The sequence below is a fragment of the Microbacterium sp. HSID17254 genome (assembly GCF_003989315.1).
In the GTDB taxonomy this organism is placed as follows: Bacteria; Actinomycetota; Actinomycetes; order Actinomycetales; family Microbacteriaceae; genus Microbacterium.
In genome coordinates this window covers 31,740-49,107 of sequence record NZ_RBLT01000002.1, presented here as the reverse complement: position 1 = coordinate 49,107, position 17,368 = coordinate 31,740, and the positions used below count along the sequence as shown (strand labels likewise).

General features: G+C 70.3%; 14 protein-coding genes. 7 read left to right on the top strand and 7 right to left on the bottom strand.

Annotated elements, in window-relative coordinates:
• Positions 1–334: 334 nt before the first annotated feature.
• On the top strand, positions 335–3,880 hold the full coding sequence (gene smc, locus D8M34_RS01750; RefSeq protein ID WP_085607010.1) for a chromosome segregation protein SMC: 3,546 nt from the start codon (positions 335–337) through the stop codon (positions 3,878–3,880).
• Between the two features lie 112 nt (positions 3,881–3,992).
• Here the strand turns inward: smc and D8M34_RS01745 are convergent, their stop codons facing one another.
• Positions 3,993–4,670 carry an alpha/beta hydrolase gene (locus tag D8M34_RS01745; protein ID WP_025103327.1) on the bottom strand — a complete coding sequence of 226 codons (678 nt, stop codon included), beginning with the start codon at positions 4,668–4,670 and terminating at the stop codon, positions 3,993–3,995.
• 28 nt (positions 4,671–4,698) lie between these two features.
• Between D8M34_RS01745 and ftsY the strand changes: the two genes are divergently transcribed.
• Both ftsY and D8M34_RS01735 read left to right on the top strand, forming a co-directional pair.
• Positions 4,699–5,571, top strand: a complete 873-nt coding sequence (gene ftsY, locus D8M34_RS01740; RefSeq protein WP_025103328.1) for a signal recognition particle-docking protein FtsY — start codon at positions 4,699–4,701, stop codon at positions 5,569–5,571.
• A 43-nt stretch (positions 5,572–5,614) separates the two neighbouring features.
• Positions 5,615–6,115, top strand: coding sequence for a DUF2004 domain-containing protein (locus D8M34_RS01735; protein WP_025103329.1), 501 nt, complete (start codon positions 5,615–5,617; stop codon positions 6,113–6,115).
• Positions 6,116–6,125: 10 nt separating this feature from the next.
• Here D8M34_RS01735 and lipA read toward each other — a convergent pair whose 3' ends face one another.
• The gene (lipA, locus tag D8M34_RS01730; protein ID WP_025103330.1) at positions 6,126–7,115 is read right to left on the bottom strand and encodes a lipoyl synthase; all 990 of its coding nucleotides are present in this window, start codon (positions 7,113–7,115) and stop codon (positions 6,126–6,128) included.
• Positions 7,112–7,762: a lipoyl(octanoyl) transferase LipB gene (gene lipB / locus D8M34_RS01725; protein WP_126892988.1), complete on the bottom strand. Its 651-nt coding sequence runs from the start codon at positions 7,760–7,762 to the stop codon at positions 7,112–7,114. The genes lipA and lipB overlap by 4 nt, the downstream gene beginning before the upstream one ends.
• Before the next feature lie 87 nt (positions 7,763–7,849).
• Here lipB and D8M34_RS01720 point away from each other — a divergent pair, with 87 nt between their 5' ends.
• Together D8M34_RS01720 and ffh are read left to right on the top strand one after the other, a co-directional pair.
• Positions 7,850–8,437: a TetR/AcrR family transcriptional regulator gene (locus D8M34_RS01720; RefSeq protein WP_126892987.1), complete on the top strand. Its 588-nt coding sequence runs from the start codon at positions 7,850–7,852 to the stop codon at positions 8,435–8,437.
• A 148-nt stretch (positions 8,438–8,585) separates the two neighbouring features.
• Positions 8,586–10,148 carry a signal recognition particle protein gene (gene ffh / locus D8M34_RS01715; protein WP_025103333.1) on the top strand — a complete coding sequence of 521 codons (1,563 nt, stop codon included), beginning with the start codon at positions 8,586–8,588 and terminating at the stop codon, positions 10,146–10,148.
• Between the two features lie 12 nt (positions 10,149–10,160).
• Here ffh and D8M34_RS01710 read toward each other — a convergent pair whose 3' ends face one another.
• On the bottom strand, positions 10,161–11,069 hold the full coding sequence (locus tag D8M34_RS01710; protein ID WP_126892986.1) for an EamA family transporter: 909 nt from the start codon (positions 11,067–11,069) through the stop codon (positions 10,161–10,163).
• A gap of 78 nt (positions 11,070–11,147) precedes the next feature.
• On the opposite strand from D8M34_RS01710, the gene D8M34_RS01705 reads away from it, so the two are divergent.
• Positions 11,148–12,023: a LysR family transcriptional regulator gene (locus tag D8M34_RS01705; protein ID WP_126892985.1), complete on the top strand. Its 876-nt coding sequence runs from the start codon at positions 11,148–11,150 to the stop codon at positions 12,021–12,023.
• A 161-nt stretch (positions 12,024–12,184) separates the two neighbouring features.
• Here the strand turns inward: D8M34_RS01705 and glpK are convergent, their stop codons facing one another.
• The 3 genes from glpK to D8M34_RS01690 all read right to left on the bottom strand — a co-directional run bounded on the left by glpK (position 12,185) and on the right by D8M34_RS01690 (position 16,293).
• Complete coding sequence (gene glpK / locus D8M34_RS01700) at positions 12,185–13,699, bottom strand: glycerol kinase GlpK (RefSeq protein WP_060922209.1); 1,515 nt, start codon at positions 13,697–13,699, stop codon at positions 12,185–12,187.
• 36 nt (positions 13,700–13,735) lie between these two features.
• The gene (locus tag D8M34_RS01695) at positions 13,736–14,491 is read right to left on the bottom strand and encodes an MIP/aquaporin family protein (protein ID WP_025103336.1); all 756 of its coding nucleotides are present in this window, start codon (positions 14,489–14,491) and stop codon (positions 13,736–13,738) included.
• A 92-nt stretch (positions 14,492–14,583) separates the two neighbouring features.
• Positions 14,584–16,293, bottom strand: coding sequence for a glycerol-3-phosphate dehydrogenase/oxidase (locus D8M34_RS01690; protein ID WP_126892984.1), 1,710 nt, complete (start codon positions 16,291–16,293; stop codon positions 14,584–14,586).
• Positions 16,294–16,395: 102 nt separating this feature from the next.
• Between D8M34_RS01690 and D8M34_RS01685 the strand changes: the two genes are divergently transcribed.
• Positions 16,396–17,367: a sugar-binding transcriptional regulator gene (locus D8M34_RS01685; protein WP_025103338.1), complete on the top strand. Its 972-nt coding sequence runs from the start codon at positions 16,396–16,398 to the stop codon at positions 17,365–17,367.
• Position 17,368: the final 1 nt, after the last annotated feature.

Here is a 17,368-nt window from a genome sequence, read left to right as displayed (position 1 = left end):
GATCGGGCCTGCGTTCCCAGGCTGCGGTTCTAGCCGAGCGAGCCGTGACGGACGCCGGCGGTCACCGATGCCGCGTGGCGCGGCGCAAAGTGCGCGGGCGCGGCGAGGCCAAAGACCTCTGCGGTGTGCTGAGTGATCATCATCGGTAACCTCCTTTCGTGTGGCGATCCGGAGGCCACCGTAGCGAAACTCTCAGGAGATCGTCAAGCATTTCGTGGTGGCACCGGCGTGTCGCGGTGCAGGCGGGGTCCGCGACGACCGCGCGGGATACCGGCCGTTCCGCGGGATTCCGGTAGCGTAGCGGCGTGAATCTCCCCGGACGAGCGGTCGCCCCATGCACCTGAAGAGCCTGACGCTCAAGGGGTTCAAGTCGTTCGCGCAGCCCACGACCTTCGTGTTCGAGCCCGGCGTCACGTGCATCGTCGGACCGAACGGCTCCGGCAAGTCCAATGTCGTCGACGCCCTCGCGTGGGTGATGGGGGAGCAGGGGGCGAAGACGCTCCGCGGCGGGAAGATGGAAGACGTCATCTTCGCCGGCACCTCGACCCGTGGTCCCCTCGGGCGCGCCGAGGTGCAGCTCACGATCGACAATGCCGACGGCGCGCTGCCGATCGAATACGCCGAGGTCACCATCAGCCGCACGCTCTTCCGCAACGGCTCCAGCGAGTACGCCATCAACGGCGAGAGCTGCCGTCTGCTCGATGTGCAGGAGCTGCTCAGCGACTCCGGCCTGGGTAGGGAGATGCACGTCATCGTGGGTCAGGGTCGGCTCGACACCGTGCTCCAGGCCTCGCCGGAGGATCGACGCGGCTTCATCGAGGAGGCGGCCGGCATCCTCAAGCACCGTCGTCGCAAGGAGAAGACGCTGCGCAAGCTCGACGCGATGGAGGCCAACCTCACGCGTCTGAGCGACCTCGCCGGGGAGATCCGCCGACAGCTCAAGCCTCTCGGGCGCCAGGCGGAGATCGCGCGCGAGGCGCAGACCATCGCCGCCGTCGTGCGCGATGCCAAGGCCCGCCTGTTCGCCGACGACGTCGTGGCGCTGCGCACAGCCCTCGCGGACCACACCCGGACCGAGCAGGAGCGGCACACCGAGCGTCTCGTGCTGTCCGACCAGGCCGAGACGGTGCGCGCCGGGATCGCTCGGCTGGAGAAGAACCAGAACTCGATCGCGGTCGACGAGGCACGCAGCGTCGCGTTCGGACTCGAACAGGTGCAGGAGCGGATGCGCGGGCTGTACACGCTCGCCAACCAGCGCCTCGCGCTCCTCGGGTCCGAGGAGGACGACGCGGCCGTGACCGCGGTGACCGTCACGCAGGCGACCATCGACGAGGCGAAGGAGGACATCGAGACGATCTCCTCCGGCCTCGGCGACGCCCAGGACGCCGCGGCCGCCGCCAGCCGCGAGGTCGTGAACGCCCGTGCCGAGCTGGACACTCTCGACGTCGACATCGCGGAGCAGAGCGCGCTCGTCTCCGAGTACGACATGCGGCTCTCCTCGCTCCGCGGGAATGCCGATGCGGCCGCGTCCGCATTGGCCGCCGTCCGTGGTGCGGTGCTCCGTCAGGAGAACGCCCTCGAAGCAGCGCACGCCCGGCGGCGCGAGGCTGAAGAGGCCCTGGAGGCGATCGACGACGCGGAAGCTCCCGAGGGCACGGCCGTCGAGTATGCCGCCGCTTACGAGAGCGCTCAGCGTGCGGCGACGGCGGCGGAGGCGGAACGGGAGAGCCTTCGCGAGCGCCTGCACGCCGCGGAGCGCGAGGTCGACGCCCTCACGGCGAAGGCCGCCGCGTTGAGCAGTGCGCTGTCGCTCTCGGGAGGTGCTGCCGAGATCGTCGCGGAGGGTGGCCCCGGAATCCGCGGTCTCGTCGGCGATGCCGTGCAGGTGCGGGCGGGATACGAAGCCGCGATCGCGGCCGTGCTCGGTCCGCTGGCCGAGGGTGTGCTGGTCGGTTCCGCGGAGGACGCGTTCATCCTGGCGGCGGAGGCCGCGGAGCGCCGCCGTGGGGTGGTCGACTTCGTGGTCGCCGAGGCCCCGAGGGAGCGGGCGCCGCACCCGGCCGTCGACGGCGTGATCGCCGCGACCGAGACGGTGACCGCGCCGGACGGCGTCCTCGGGATCCTGGCGCACGTGCTCATCGCCGACGACCTCGATGCGGCGCGGGCCGCACGGCGCGCCCTGGACGCGGCAGGTGACATCGCGACCACGATCGTGACGACCGGGGGCGACGTCATCACCGCCCAGACGCTGCGGACCGGCTCCGGAGGGGAGCGCTCTCGCCTCGAACTCGCGGCCGAGCGCGATGCCGCGACCGAGCGGCTCACCGAGATCCAGATCGTCGTCGACTCCCTGCGCGAGGCGCGCATCGACGCCGACGAGGCCGTGGAGGAGACGCGGCGGCAAGCGAAGGACGCGCTGCGCGCGCTCCGCGAGCACGACGCCGCCCTCGCGACGCACGCGGAGCAGGTCAACAAGGTGACCGTGCGCCATGAGGCCGCTGTCGCCGAATGCGACCGTCTCGAGACCGGCCTCGCCCAGGCGCAGGCCGCCGTGGCGGACGCGGAGGCGAAGGCGGAGACCGCGAAGGCGGAGCTCGACGCTGCCGTCGCGGCGCCGCGTCCGGTGCTCGACGCGTCGGCGCGGGATGGACTGCTCGAGGCGCTGGAGCGCGCCCGCGAGGGCGAGGTCCGCGCCCGCCTGGAGGTCGAGACCCTGCGTGAGCGTGTCCGTGCCGCGCAGTCCCGGGTGACCGCGTTGGAGCGGCAGCGCGAGCAGGAGCGGGACGCCGCCGCGGAGGCCGCCCGCCGCGCTGTCATCCGCCGGGCGCAGCGCGAGGCGGCGTCCGGAGTCGTGGACGAGCTGCCGCGCATCCTCGACTCCCTCGACCGCTCGGTCACCGAGGCCCGTGTCGCGCTGGCGGAGGCGGAAGCCGCGCGGTCGGCGCAGAACGAGGAACTGGTCGCTCTGCGCGCCCAGGAGTCGTCGCTGCGGGAGCGTCTGGCCGGGCTCACGGAGAGCGTGCACGGCCTGGAGCTGCAGATCCACGAGAAGAAGCTCCACCTGAACAGCCTCTTGGAGCGCGTGTCCTCGGAGCTCTCGCTGGACGAGGACGTGCTCGTCGCCGAGTACGGTCCTGATCAGCTCGTACCGCGGGATCCCGGGGCGGAGCCGGCCGACGGCGAACTGCTCGACGACACCGCGATCCCGTTCGACCGGCGCATCCAGCAGCGGCGCCTCGCGGACGCGGAGCGGAAGCTCGCCCAGCTCGGGCGGGTCAACCCGCTCGCGCTGGAGGAGTTCGCCGCCCTGGAGCAGCGCCACGCTTTCCTCACCACGCAGCTCGCGGACCTGACGCAGACCCGGCAGGACCTCTTGACGATCATCGCCGACCTCGACGAGCGCATGCAGACGATCTTCGCCAGCGCGTTCGAGGACACCAAGGAGGCGTTCGGTCAGGTCTTCCCGCTGCTGTTCCCCGGCGGCACGGGCAGCATCTCGCTGACCGATCCGGAGAACATGCTGACGACGGGGATCGAGGTCTCGGTCCGTCCCGTCGGGAAGAAGATCGAGCGGCTGTCGCTGCTGTCCGGCGGCGAGCGGTCGTTGGCCGCGGTGGCGCTCCTGGTGGCGATCTTCAAGGCGCGCCCCAGCCCGTTCTACATCCTCGACGAGGTCGAGGCCGCCCTGGACGACGCGAACCTCGGCCGGCTCCTCACGGTGTTCGAGCAGCTGCGCGAGAGCTCCCAGCTCCTCGTCATCACGCACCAGAAGCGGACGATGGAGATCGCCGACGCGCTCTACGGCGTGTCGATGCGTCAGGACGGGGTCTCCGCGGTGGTCGGGCAGCGCGTCGGCGACCGCGCCGCCGCCGCCGTCTGACTCACCCCGGGCACGACTGCGGAGATCGTGGCCCCCACCTGGCGTGTCGACGGTCGGATCCGGCGTGTCGCCCGCGGTCTCCGAAGCTGTGCTCGGACGGACCCGGGGCGGGTCACATCGTGAGGGACTGTTCGAATGCGGTCACGGCGGCGGGGAACCCGGGGTGGTCCTGGGGGCGGTGAGCGAAACCGGAGAGGACGATGTGCTCGGCCCCGATATCGACGAGCCGTCGGGCGATGAGCTCGTACTCCTCGTTCCAGCCGCCGGTGACCACGAGGGTCGGCACCCCGGCGAGAGAATGCTCCCGGATGCCGTGTCCCCAAGGGAGATTCGCGGTTGCCCAGTGCTCCGCGACCGCGCGTTCGTCCGGCCAGGACTCGCGGTCCAGCGGGCCGCTGAACATGAGCGGGCGCAGGATCGACCAGAAGCCGTAGAGGTCGTCCTCGGCCGCGCGTGATCGCGCCTCCGTGACCACGGCGATATGCCGCTCGATCGGTGCGTCACCGCGAGCGATGTCGTACAGGGCGGGCTCGACGAGGACGAGGCCCGACACCCGCAGACCGTCGGCGAGGGCGCGGACGGCGGTCACCGCGCCGATGGAGTGGGCGAACAGGAGCGGCGTCCGGTCACGTTCTTCCTCGACGAGAGCGCCCGCCTGCGCTTCGACGGACGACTCCGGCGGGAAGCTGAGGAAGGTCCCCGACTCCGGACCCTGCGAGGGCCATGCGGCGGTGCCGAGCCTCCCGGCGCCATGGAGGAACACCCGGTGCGGGAGCGGCGCGCGGTGCATCCCTGGATGCTACCCGTAGGCTGGACGCATGGCAGAGAAGTCCTGGTCTCTCGGTCGCGCGCTGCGCGGCATGTTCGTGAAGCCCACCATCGACGAGACGACGTGGGAAGACCTGGAGACGGCGCTGATCACGGCGGACTTCGGCCCCGACATCAGCGAGCGCATCGTCGAAGAGCTGCGCGACAAGGTCGCGAAGTACCGCACCACCGACCCCAAGGACCTCCAGCGCATGCTGCGGGAGACCCTGGAGGAGCACTTCGCGAAGTTCGACACCACGCTCAAGCTCACCGAGCGCCCGGCCGTGGTCCTCGTCGTCGGGGTGAACGGCGTGGGCAAGACGACCACGATCGGGAAGTTCACGAAGTTCCTCCGCGGGTACCAGCGGAGCGTGGTCGTCGGCGCCGCCGACACCTTCCGTGCCGCCGCCGTCGACCAGCTCGCCACCTGGGCCCAGCGCGGGGGAGCGGCGATCGTCCGCCCGCAGCAGGAAGGCCAGGACCCGGCTTCCGTCGCCTTCCAGACCGTCGAGTACGCGAAGCGCGAGGGGATGGAGATCGCGATCATCGACACGGCGGGACGTCTGCACACCAAGGGCGGACTCATGGACGAACTGGGCAAGATCCGCCGTGTCGTGGAGAAGCAGGCTCCCATCAGCGAGGTGCTTCTGGTCCTCGATGCGACGACGGGGCAGAACGGCGTCATGCAGGCGGAGACCTTCCTGCAGCACGCCGGCGTCACAGGTCTCGTGCTCACCAAGCTCGACGGCTCGGCCAAGGGCGGCTTCGTGCTCGCGGTGCAGGAGCGCACGGGCATCCCGGTGAAGCTCCTCGGCCAGGGCGAGGGCATCGACGATCTGACCGGTTTCACGCCGCACGTCTTCGTGCAGGCGCTGGTCGGCTGACACAGGGCTTCCGCCCCGAGCACCAGGCTGGTTTCATAGCGTTATGGCGATCGAACACGACTACTTCGGACTGCTGTCGTCGGGCCCCGACGGCTCGATCTTCTGGTCGGAGACGGTCGAGCTCGGCGACCAGAGCGTCACGGTGGACCTGACGGCCCCGGACCAGGACGACGTCTCCGCCGACGCCCTCGACATCGCCGCCGGGCTCATCGCCGGCCTGGAGAACGTGGACGCGACCGCACGGCGCGGGATGCTCGCCGAGGTGGACGACCGCACGAGCGAGGTGACCGAGTACATCCTGCAGCAGCAGGAGGCGTTCGGCGACGACCTCCCCGACGTCCTCATCGACGTGTCCGGGGACGCGGCCGTGGACATTATCCGATCGCTGCGCCTGATGAGCATGACGATCCTCGCGGACGAGCACGGCGGCTCCGAGCCGTTCGCGGTGCTGGAGTACGCGCTCGACGACAGCGCCACCGACGACGTGCTGCTCGTGAACCTGGGCTCCGACGGCAGCGTGCAGTCGGTCATGAGCGCCGACTGACCGCCGCTGGTCAGACCGCCTGCGCGAAGCCGAGGTCGGCGCTCTCCGCGATGTGCGCGAGGTGCGCGGGGATCTCCCGTCCCTTCGAGGTCATCGACTGCGCCCAGAGCCGTCCGGCCCGGTACGAGGAGCGCACCAGCGGCCCGGCGAGCACACCGAGGAAGCCGATCCGCTCCGCCTCCTCCTTGAACTCGACGAACTCGGCCGGCTTCACCCACCGCGACACCGGGAGATGACGCGGCGTCGGGCGGAGGTACTGGGTGATGGTGATGATGTCGCAGCCGGCGTCGTGGAGGTCCTGCAGCGCCTGGACGACCTCCTCCGGCTCCTCGCCCATGCCGAGGATGAGGTTCGACTTCGTGATGAGTCCGGCGTCGCGGGCCTGCGTGAGCACGTTCAGCGACCGCTCGTAGCGGAACGCGGGGCGGATGCGCTTGAAGATGCGAGGCACCGTCTCCACGTTGTGCGCGAAGACCTCGGGGCGTGCGTCGAAGATCTGGCCGAGGAACGCCGGGTCGGCGTTGTGCTCGTTGGCCAGCAGTTCCACGCCGGTGTTCGGGTTCAGCTCGTGGATCTTGCGCACCGTCTCGGCGTTCAGCCAGGCACCGGTGTCGGGGAGGTCGTCGCGGGCCACGCTCGTGACGGTCGCGTAGCGGAGGTTCATCCGCTGCACGCTCTCGGCGACGCGTCGCGGCTCGTCGGTGTCGTAGTCGGCGGGCTTGCCGGTGTCGATCTGGCAGAAGTCGCAGCGACGCGTGCACTGCGACCCCCCGATGAGGAACGTCGCCTCGCGGTCCTCCCAGCACTCGTAGATGTTCGGGCAGCCGGCCTCCTGGCACACCGTGTGCAGATCCTCGCTCTTCACGAGCGAATGTAGCGCCGAGTACTCCGGCCCCATCTTGGCTTTCGTCTTGATCCACTCGGGCTTGCGCTCGATCGGGGTCTCGGCGTTGCGGATCTCGAGGCGGAGGAGCTTGCGCCCCTCGGGTGCGGCGGTCATGCCGGGACTCCTGTCAGGTCGGGTGCGTGCGCGGTGCGGAAGGCGTCCTGCACGGCGTCGACGAGGTCGAGCGGGCCGACCACGCGGCCGGACACCTCGCTCACCGTGGTCACGCCGGCGTCGGTGATGCCGCAGGGGATGATGTCGCGGAAGGGGGCGAGACTGTTGTCGCAGTTGATGGCGAAGCCGTGCATGGTCACGCCCTGCTGCACCCGCACGCCGATCGCGGCTACCTTGTCCTCCGAGAGCGGTCGGCGCACCCACACACCGCTGCGCCCCTCGACCTGGTGCCCGTCGACCCCGAACGGACGCAGCACCTCGATGAGGATCCGCTCCAGACGCCGGACGTGTGCGACCACGTCCATCGGCTCCGGCAGCCGGAAGATCGGATAGCCGACGAGCTGCCCCGGCCCGTGCCAGGTGATCCTCCCGCCGCGGTCGACGTCGATGACCGGGGTCCCGTCCTGGGGGCGCTCGTGGTCCTCCGTGCGCTTGCCCGCGGTGTAGACGGCCGCGTGCTCGAGCAGGATGAGCGTGTCAGGGCGGGCACCGGACACGACGTCCGCGTGCACGCGGCGCTGCAGGGCCCAGCCGTCAGGATAGGGGACAGGGGTCGGCATGAAGCCGGGGGTGAGGATGTCGAGCATGCGTCGTCGCTTCCCTCTAATACATGGATTGCGTCCAACAATACATCCTCGTCCGGGGTGCGGCGCGGCGCGCGGTACCGTGAAGTCATGAACCGGACTGGTCGCGCCGGCCGCCCGAAGGCCTCCTCGCGCGAGACCCTCGCCGAGGCCGCCTGCGAGCTCTTCCTGGAGCGCGGGTACGAGGCCACGTCCATCGCGGACATCACGCAGCGGGCGGGGGTCAGCCGGTCGAGCTTCTTCAACTACTTCACGTCTAAGAGCGACGTGCTGTGGTCGGGTATCGATGAGCGCATCGGCGTCGCCACCACCGCGCTGGACGACCTCGGCCGCGAGGCCACGGGGGAGCGGGTGCGGCTGATCCTCCACGGCATCGTGCAGGACTTCGCGCCGGATCCTCTGGCGCTGGCCCTGCGGAACGCGGCGGCCATGGCCCTCGAGGAGGAGCTGGTGCGGGAGACGGGCGTCCGTCTGGCCCGCCTCTCCGCCGCCGTCTCCCGGGCGGCGTGCGCGGCCGGGATCGACGTCATGCGCGCCGACGTGCTCGGGGCCGCGCAGGCGGCCGCTGTCATGTCGGCGCTCCGGGTGTGGGCGGAGGAGGGCGCCGGCCGCGGCACTCCGGAGTCCGTGCTGCACGAGGCCCTCGCCCGCGTGCACGATCTCCCCTGGCGGGACTGACCGCGGTCGCGAGACCCCGGTTTCGCGCCGAGGCCCCGGCGTGCTCACGCATGCCGGGCGGGGTCTCGACAGCGAGGCGGGGTTTCGGCGAGCCGCCTCCGTGCCGCGCTGAGCGTGGAGGCTCCGCTCGCGTAGAATCGTAGGCACCATGGCTACCTTTGGCACGCTCTCCGATCGGCTCACCGACACCTTCCGCAACCTGCGCACGAAGGGAAAGCTCACCGCCGCCGACGTCGACGGCACGGTGCGCGAGATCCGTCGCGCTCTGCTCGATGCCGACGTCGCGCTCGCGGTCGTCAAGGACTTCACCGCCAAGGTGCGCGAGCGCGCTCTCGGCGACGAGGTCAACAAGGCGCTGAACCCCGCGCAGCAGGTGGTGCAGATCGTCAACGAGGAACTCGTCCAGATCCTCGGCGGTGAGCAGCGGCGCCTGCAGTTCGCCAAGACGGCGCCGACCGTGATCATGCTCGCCGGCCTCCAGGGCTCGGGAAAGACGACGTTCGCCGGCAAGCTCGCCAAGCAGCTCGAGAGCGAGGGCCACACGCCGCTCCTCGTGGCGGCCGATCTCCAGCGTCCGAACGCCGTGAACCAGCTCCAGGTGGTCGCAGAGCAGGCCGGAGCCACCGTGTACGCGCCCGAGCCCGGCAACGGCGTCGGCGATCCCGTGAAGGTTTCGCGCGACGGTGTCGAGCACGCCCGCCGGCAGCAGCACGACGTGGTCATCATCGACACCGCCGGCCGCCTCGGTGTCGACGCCGAGCTCATGAAGCAGGCCGCCGACATCCGCAAGGCGGTCAACCCGGACGAGGTGCTCTTCGTCATCGACGCGATGATCGGTCAGGACGCCGTCAACACCGCCAAGGCCTTCCAGGAGGGCGTGGACTTCACCGGCGTCGTGCTCTCCAAGCTCGACGGCGACGCGCGAGGCGGAGCGGCGCTGTCGGTCGCCTCGGTCACGGGTCGCCCGATCATCTTCGCCTCCACGGGCGAGCGGCTGGAAGACCTCGAGCCGTTCCACCCCGACCGGATGGCGAGCCGCATCCTCGACCTCGGCGACATCCTCACCCTCATCGAGCAGGCCCAGCAGGCCTTCGACGAGGAGGAGGCACGCAAGGTCGCGGAGAAGCTCGCGAACGAGGCCTTCACCCTGGAGGACTTCCTCGAGCAGCTCCAGCAGATGAAGAAGATGGGCTCGATGAAGAAGATGCTCGGGATGCTCCCGGGCATGGGCCAGATGAAGCAGCAGCTCGAGGACTTCGACGAGCGCGAGATCGACCGCACCGAAGCCATCATCCGGTCCATGACGCCGGTCGAGCGTCGCAACCCCAAGATCCTCAACGGCTCGCGCCGTCTGCGCATCGCGCGCGGTTCCGGCATGACCGTCACGGACGTCAATCAGCTTGTCCAGCGCTTCGAGCAGGCCGCGAAGATGATGAAGACGGTCGCCCGTGGCGGCACGCCGAACATCCCCGGCATGGGCCCGGTGCCCGGCATGGGCAAGCCCGGCGCCTCGTCGAAGCGCGGCAAGAAGGGCAAGGGTGGCGGCGGCAACCGCTCCCGCTCCGGCAACCCCGCGAAGCGCGCGGCGGAGAACGCCGGCCTCGCGGCCTCGTCGGCACCGACCGGCTCGGGCTTCGGCCTCGGCGGGGGAGGCGCGGCCCCCTCGGAGGCGGACCTCGCTGAGATCCAGAAGCTGTTCGGCAAGGGCTGAGCGGCCGGGACCTCAGCGCACGGCGACCGGCGCGGCCGAAGGATCGACCGTGGTCGCGGGCGTGCCTCGCGGCCGTGCCGCGAACTGCCCGCCGACGAGGGCGGCGAGCGTGATCACGATGCCCGCCACCTGGACCGGGGTGAAGCTCTCGCCGACCACGAGCACGCCGAGCAGCGTCGCGACGATCGGTGAGAGCAGCGCGAGGAGCCCGGGCACGATCACGGGCAGGCGCTGGATCCCGCGGAACCACAGTGTGTACGCGACGATCCCTCCCGCCGTCGCGAGCCAGAGATAGCCGAGGAGCGCATCGGCGTCGAGGGCAGGAGGCGGGCCCTCGACCGCGAAGGTGAGGGGGAGCAGCAGCAGTCCTCCCGCGGTGAGCTGCCAGCCCGCGTAGGCCACGGGACCGACACCGGCGGGGCGTCCCCAGCGCTTGGTGAGGATCATCCCGAGGCCGGTCGCGGTCACCCCGCCGAGAGCCGCGACGAGGCCCCAGAGGTCCAGCGCGGCGGCAGGGCCGAGGACGACGAGGGCGACCCCCGCCGCTCCGGCGACGGCGGCTGCCGCGGAGACCGGTCGGACACGTTCCCCGAGCACGAGCGCCCCGAGTCCCAGGACGATGAGCGGCTGCGCACCGGCGACGGCGGCGGCGACCCCACCGGGCAGGCGCTCGGCCGCGAGGAACAGCAGCGGGAAGAACGCGCCGATGTTGAGGGCGCCGAGCACGAGGACCTTGCCCCACCAGGCGCCGTGCGGCAGACGCCGGGCCAGCAGCACCGCGAGGAGACCCGCAGGAAGCGAGCGGAGGAGGCCGGCGAGGAGCGGATGCCCGGCGGGGAGCAGCTCCGTCGTCACCAGGTAGGTCGTACCCCACGCCGCGGGCGCGAGGGCCGTGACGAGGGTGAGCGTGAGGCGGTTCATGCTCCCAGCCTGCGCGCCGCATTCAGATGAGTCCAACGCATTGTTGTCACGCTATCCATGACGAGCGATCATGGAGCTATGGAACTCCAGCAGCTGCGATATGTCGTCGCCGTGGCGGACACCGGCTCGTTCACCCGCGCGGCGGAGCGCTGTCACGTCACGCAGTCGGCGCTCAGCCATCAGGTCGCCGCACTCGAACGCGAGCTGGGCGTGCGGCTGTTCGCGCGCACCAGTCGCAGCGTCCGTGCGACCGAGTCCGGAGAGGCGTTCCTCCGCTCCGCGCGTCCCGCGGTGCGCGCCGCGGATCAGGCGCGGGAGGATGCCGCGGCCGCTGCGGGCGAAGTCGTCGGAACGCTCCGGCTCGGGATCATCCCCACGGTGACCGCCGTCGACGTCCCCGCGCTCCTCGTGGCCTATCGCACCGCGCATCCGGCCGCCCGCGTGGAGCTCCGCGAGGGGAACAGTGACGGCCTCATGGCCGCGATCCGTCAGGGCGCCCTCGATGTCGCCTTCCTCGGACTTCGGGAGGGCGTGGAGCCCCAGGGTGTGGCGTCCCGACCCCTGTCCCACGAGCCGCTGGTAGCGGTGCTGCCTCGCGGGCACCACCTTGCCGCGAAGCGGAGGGTGCGCCTGAGCGACCTCGCGGACTCCGCTTTCGCCGACTTCCCCGCCGGAACCTCGGGACGCGCGCAGAGTGACGCGGCATTCCTGTCCGCGCGGCTCGAGCGGGACGTGGCCTTCGAATCCGACACGGCTGCGAGTCTGATCGGCCTGGTCGCTGCGGGCCTCGCCGTCACGCTGCTCGCGCCCGGGGTGGTGCGGGGCTATCGAGACGTCGTCGACACGGTGGCCATCCAGGACGGCCCCGTTCGTGTCGAGCACCTGGCCTGGGACGCCGCCGCACCGCGCAGCGCCGCCCGCGCCTTCCTCGACATCGTCGCCACGGCCTCCTGAGCCGATGTTCCGGCTGCACGACCCGCGAACGGATGCACGACGGAATCCCCGGAACGGGCGGGCCACCGTATCCGGATCGTGCAGGCGACTCCGCAGAACGTTGAGCCGGAGACGACGAGGCGGGCCCGGGAAGAACCCGGACCCGCCTCATCGTGTGGTGATCAGCGCACGTCGTCGTCGACCCAGTCCATCGACTTGGTGACGGCCTTGCGCCACAGGCGCAGCTGGCGGTCGCGCTCGGCCTCGTCGAGCGAGGGCTCCCAGCGGCGGTCCTCCTGCCAGTTGGCGGACAGGTCGTCGAGGCCGCTCCAGAAGCCGACCGCGAGGCCCGCGGCGTAGGCCGCACCGAGCGCGGTGGTCTCCGCCACGACCGGACGCACGACCGGGACGCCGAGGATGTCGGCCTGGAACTGCATGAGCGCGTCGTTGGCGACCATGCCGCCGTCGACCTTGAGCTCGCTGAGATCCACTCCGGCGTCCGCGTTGACCGCGTCGAGCACGTCGCGGGTCTGGAAGGCCACAGCCTCCAGCGCAGCGCGCGCGATGTGGTTCTTGTTCGCGTAGCGGGTGAGGCCGACGATCGCGCCACGGGCGTCCGGACGCCAGTACGGTGCGAACAGACCCGAGAACGCCGGGACGATGTACACGCCGCCGTTGTCCTCGACCTTCTCGGCCAGCTCCTCGACCTCAGGGGCGGAGGAGATGATGCCGAGCTGGTCGCGCAGCCACTGGATGAGCGAGCCGGTGACCGCGATCGATCCCTCCAGCGCGTAGTGCGTGGGCTGGTCGCCGAGCTTGTAGCCGACGGTGGTGAGCAGGCCGTTCTTCGAGCGGACGATCTCCTCGCCCGTGTTGAAGATGAGGAAGCAGCCCGTGCCGTAGGTGTTCTTGCTCTCGCCCTTCTGGAACGCGGCCTGCCCGAACGTCGCCGCCTGCTGGTCGCCCAGGATGCCGGCGATCGGCGTCTCGCGCAGCAGCGACGAGCTCTCGGCGGCACCGTAGACCTCGGAGGAGGAGCGGATCTCCGGCATCATCGAGCGCGGTACACCGAACGCCTCGAGGATGTCGTCGCGCCATTCCAGCGTCTCGAGGTCCATGAACATCGTGCGCGAGGCGTTCGTCACGTCGGTCGCGTGCACGCCGCCGTCGATGCCGCCGGTCAGGTTCCACAGGACCCAGGTGTCGGTCGTGCCGAAGAGCAGGTCTCCAGCCTCGGCCTTCTCGCGGGCCCCCTCGACGTTCTCCAGGATCCAGGTGATCTTGGTGCCGGAGAAGTAGGTCGCCAGCGGGAGGCCGACGATCGACTTGAACCGGTCGACGCCCTCGTCGCCCGCGAGGCGGTTGACGATCTCCTGCGTGCGGGTGTCCTGCCAGACGATGGCGTTGTAGACCGGCTTGCCCGTGGTCTTGTCCCACACGACGGCCGTCTCGCGCTGGTTCGTGATGCCCACGGCGGCGATGTCGTGGCGGGTCAGATCGGCGCGCCCGAGGGCCAGACCGATCACCTCCTGGACGTTGCGCCAGATCTCGGCGGCGTCGTGCTCCACCCAGCCGGCCTTGGGAAGGATCTGCTCGTGCTCCTTCTGGCCGGTGGCGACGATGCTGCCCTTCTTGTCGAAGATGATCGCGCGGCTCGACGTCGTTCCCTGGTCGATCGCGATGATGTAGTCAGCCATGTGTTCTCCTTTGAATTCCCGAGCGGTTGAGGGGGATCAGCCGGCGAGGCTGAGCAGGCCGGGGGCGGCGAGGGCGGCGATGACACCACCGATGAGCGGACCGACGACGGGAACCCACGAGTAGGACCAGTCGCTGGAACCCTTGCCCTGGATCGGGAGGATCGCGTGGGCGATGCGCGGACCGAGGTCACGCGCCGGGTTGATCGCGTAGCCGGTGGGACCACCGAGCGATGCACCGATCGCGACCACCAGCAGGGCCACCGGGAGAGCCGTGAGCGGGCCGAGGCCACCGGGCGTGCCGACCTCGATGTCGCCGTAGTCCGCGAACGCGAAGATGACGAAGACGAGGACGAAGGTGCCGATGATCTCGGTGACGAGGTTCCAGCCGTAGGAGCGGATGGCGGGGCCGGTGGAGAAGACGCCGAGCTTGTTGGCGGCCTCCGGCTCCTCGTCGAAGTGCTGCTTGTAGGCGAGCCAGACGACGATCGCGCCGATGATCGCGCCGAGGAGCTCCGCGGCGGTCGCGGTGAGGAACATCGCGAAGGTGATCTTGCCGGCGACCAGCAGGCCGATGCCGACGGCCGGGTTCAGGATGGCACCGGAGTACGCCGAGACGAGCACACCCGCGAACACCGCGAGACCCCATCCCCAGTTGACCATCAGGAAGCCGCCGCCGAAGCCCTTGTTCTTCGCCAGGGCGACGTTCGCGACCACACCGCAACCGAGCAGGACCAGCATCGCGGTGCCGACGAGCTCGGAGAGGAAGTAGAGACCGAGATTGACGTCAGTCATGTCTTCGTTGACCTTTCTTGCGGGTCGGGGCCCCTCTGCCCCGACCCCTTATGGGGTAGCACCGCGAGGAGGGCGCGGTGGTCGGAGCCCCGTCAGCCGCGGGCGCGGGACGGGATGTGGAGTCCGTGTCGCTCGTTCAGCAGCACACGCGTCTGCTCCACCTCGGCGTCGTGACGCTCGCGGTCCCATCCGAGGAGGGGAGCCAGGGCGTCGGCGATCTCGTCGAGCACCTCTGCCCGCGCGCCGCCGGTGAAGGCGATGCTGGTGCGGCGGAGGATGACGTCCTCGAGACGGGTGACCATCTCCTCGTTCACCATCCACTCCAGCTCGCGCGTCGACAGGTCGCCGCCGGCGAGGGGCGCGTCGTCCCCCTGCTCGACGAAGGCCCACACGGCCGCTGCCCGGGTGCCGTAGCGCGCGAGGAGCTGCTCGGCGCGAGCGCCGGCGCCGGGAAGGTTCTCCTGGATCCAGATCCGCTTCGCCTTCTCGGTGCGCGGGAACTCGCGTCCGCCGCCGATCGCGCGACCCGCCGTGGACACGGTGCGCGCGCGGCCGAGGAGGCCGAGCACCGTGTCGGAGAGGGACTCGCCCAGGGCGCGGAACGTGGTCCACTTGCCGCCGACCAGGCTCACCAGCGGGACGGCGCCCTGGCGGTCGACCTCGACGCGGTAGTCGCGCGAGACGAAGCCGGGAGCGGTGTCCTCGTGGCGGGGGAGCGGGCGGATGCCGGAGAAGTTGTAGACGATCTGCTCACGCGTCACCGCGATGGACGGGAACACGTGGTGGACGAGGTCGAAGAAGTAGTCGATCTCCTCCTCGGTGCACACCGGCACCTCGCGCGGGTCGGCATCGATGTCGGTGGTGCCGACGAGGACGCGGCCCTTGAGCGGGTAGATCAGCACGATGCGGCCGTCGGAGTGCTCGAAGAAGATCTCACGACCCCGCGTCGCCGCCAGCAGCTCGGGGTTGTCGAGCACGATGTGCGATCCCTTGGTGCCGCCCATGAAGTGCGTGTCGGTGCCGAGGGCGTCGTTCGTGAGGTCGGTCCAGGGGCCGGAGGCGTTCACGACGACATCGGCGGTCACGGTGAACTCGATGCCGCTCTCGCGGTCCCGGAGCGTGATCTGCTCGCCGTCGCGGCCGATCGCCTCGACGTAGTTCAGCGCCACGGCACCGGGGTGCGCGGCGCGGCCGTCCTGCAGCACATCGAGCGCGAGGCGCTCGGGGTCGTGCATCGACGCGTCGTAGTACGTGGCCGTGTACTTGATCTTCGGATCCATCGACGGCAGCTCGGCGAGGGACTTCTTGCGGCCGAGGAAGCGGTGCCGGGGCACGGTGCCGCCGTCGCGGGAGAACGTGTCGTAGATCGTGAGGCCGACCTTGATGAGGAAGGCGCCGCGCTCCTTCGGCTTCCCGCTCTTGTGCGTGAGGAAGCGGAGCGGAGCGGAGAGGATCCCGGAGAACGTGGAGTAGATCGGGATCGTCGTCTGCAGCGGCTTGACGTAGTGCGGAGCGATCTTGAGCAGACCGTTGCGCTCCTCCACCGACTCGCGCACGAGGCGGAACTCGCCGTTCTCCAGGTAGCGGATGCCGCCGTGGATCATGTGGCTCGACGCCGCGGAGGCACCGGAGGCGAAGTCACCGCGCTCGACGAGGACGACGTCGACGCCCTGCAGGGCCAGGTCGCGGAACGTGGAGATGCCGTTGATGCCGCCGCCGATGACGAGGACACTGGTGCGCCCGGATTCGCGGAGCGCGCGGACCGCGTCCCGCTCCGGGGACGTGTGGGTGGAATCGATCATCGTCGACCCTCTCTTCCTTGCTTGCCACCAGCATCGACCTCCGTGACGCCGCGCGCAAGCTCGCTGCACATATGTGCAAGGATCGAGGGAGAGGAGGTCATCATGGCGGGATCCGGAGCGCCATCGCGCGACGGCAAGCTGGTCGCCGCGCTCACCGCTGCGCAGCTCTACTACATGCAGGACAAGACCATGGAGGTCATCGCGCAGGAGCTCGGCACCTCGCGATCGTCCGTGTCGCGGCTGCTCAGCTTCGCGCGGGAGAGCGGCCTCGTCGACATCCGCATCAATTCGCCGCTGGAGCGCCTCGGGATGCTCGAGCAGCGCATCAGGGACCGGCACCGGGTGGTGGCGCACGTGGTGCCGATGGCCGAGATCGTCAGCGAGGTCGAACGTCTGGAGCGCGTCGCTCTGACCGCGGGACGACTCCTGTCGCAGTTCGTGGACTCGAACATGATCGTCGGCGTCGCGTGGGGATCGACGATCAGCGCGGTCAGCCGCGGTCTCACCCAGAAGGAGACGCACAACACGACGTTCGTGCAGCTCAACGGCGCCGGGAACACCCAGACGAGCGGTGTGGAGTACTCCAGCGACATCCTGCAGCGCTTCGGGAGCGCGTTCGGGGCGCAGGTGCAGCAGTTCCCGGTCCCCGCGTTCTTCGACGACCCCGCCACTCGCGAGGCGATGTGGCGCGAGCGCAGCACCCGGCGCGTCCTCGACCTGCAGGCGAAGATGGACATCGCCGTGTTCAGCCTCGGGTCCCCGGCCGCGGAGGTGCCCAGCCGGGTGTACGTCGGCGGCTACCTCGGTCGGGAGGACTACCGCAGTCTGCGCGAGGACCACGCGATCGGCGACGTGGCGACGGTCTTCTTCCGCGCCGACGGCTCCTGGCGCGACATCCGGCTCAATGCGCGGGCGACGGGGCCGGGCCTCGATCGGCTGCGGCGCGTGCCGAGGCGGGTCTGCGTCGTCTCCGGCGTGCCCAAGCTCGCGAGCCTGCGCGCGGCTATCGCGGCCGAGCTCATCACCGACGTGGTCCTGGACGAGGGGCTCGCGCGCCGGCTCGTCGAGGACTGAG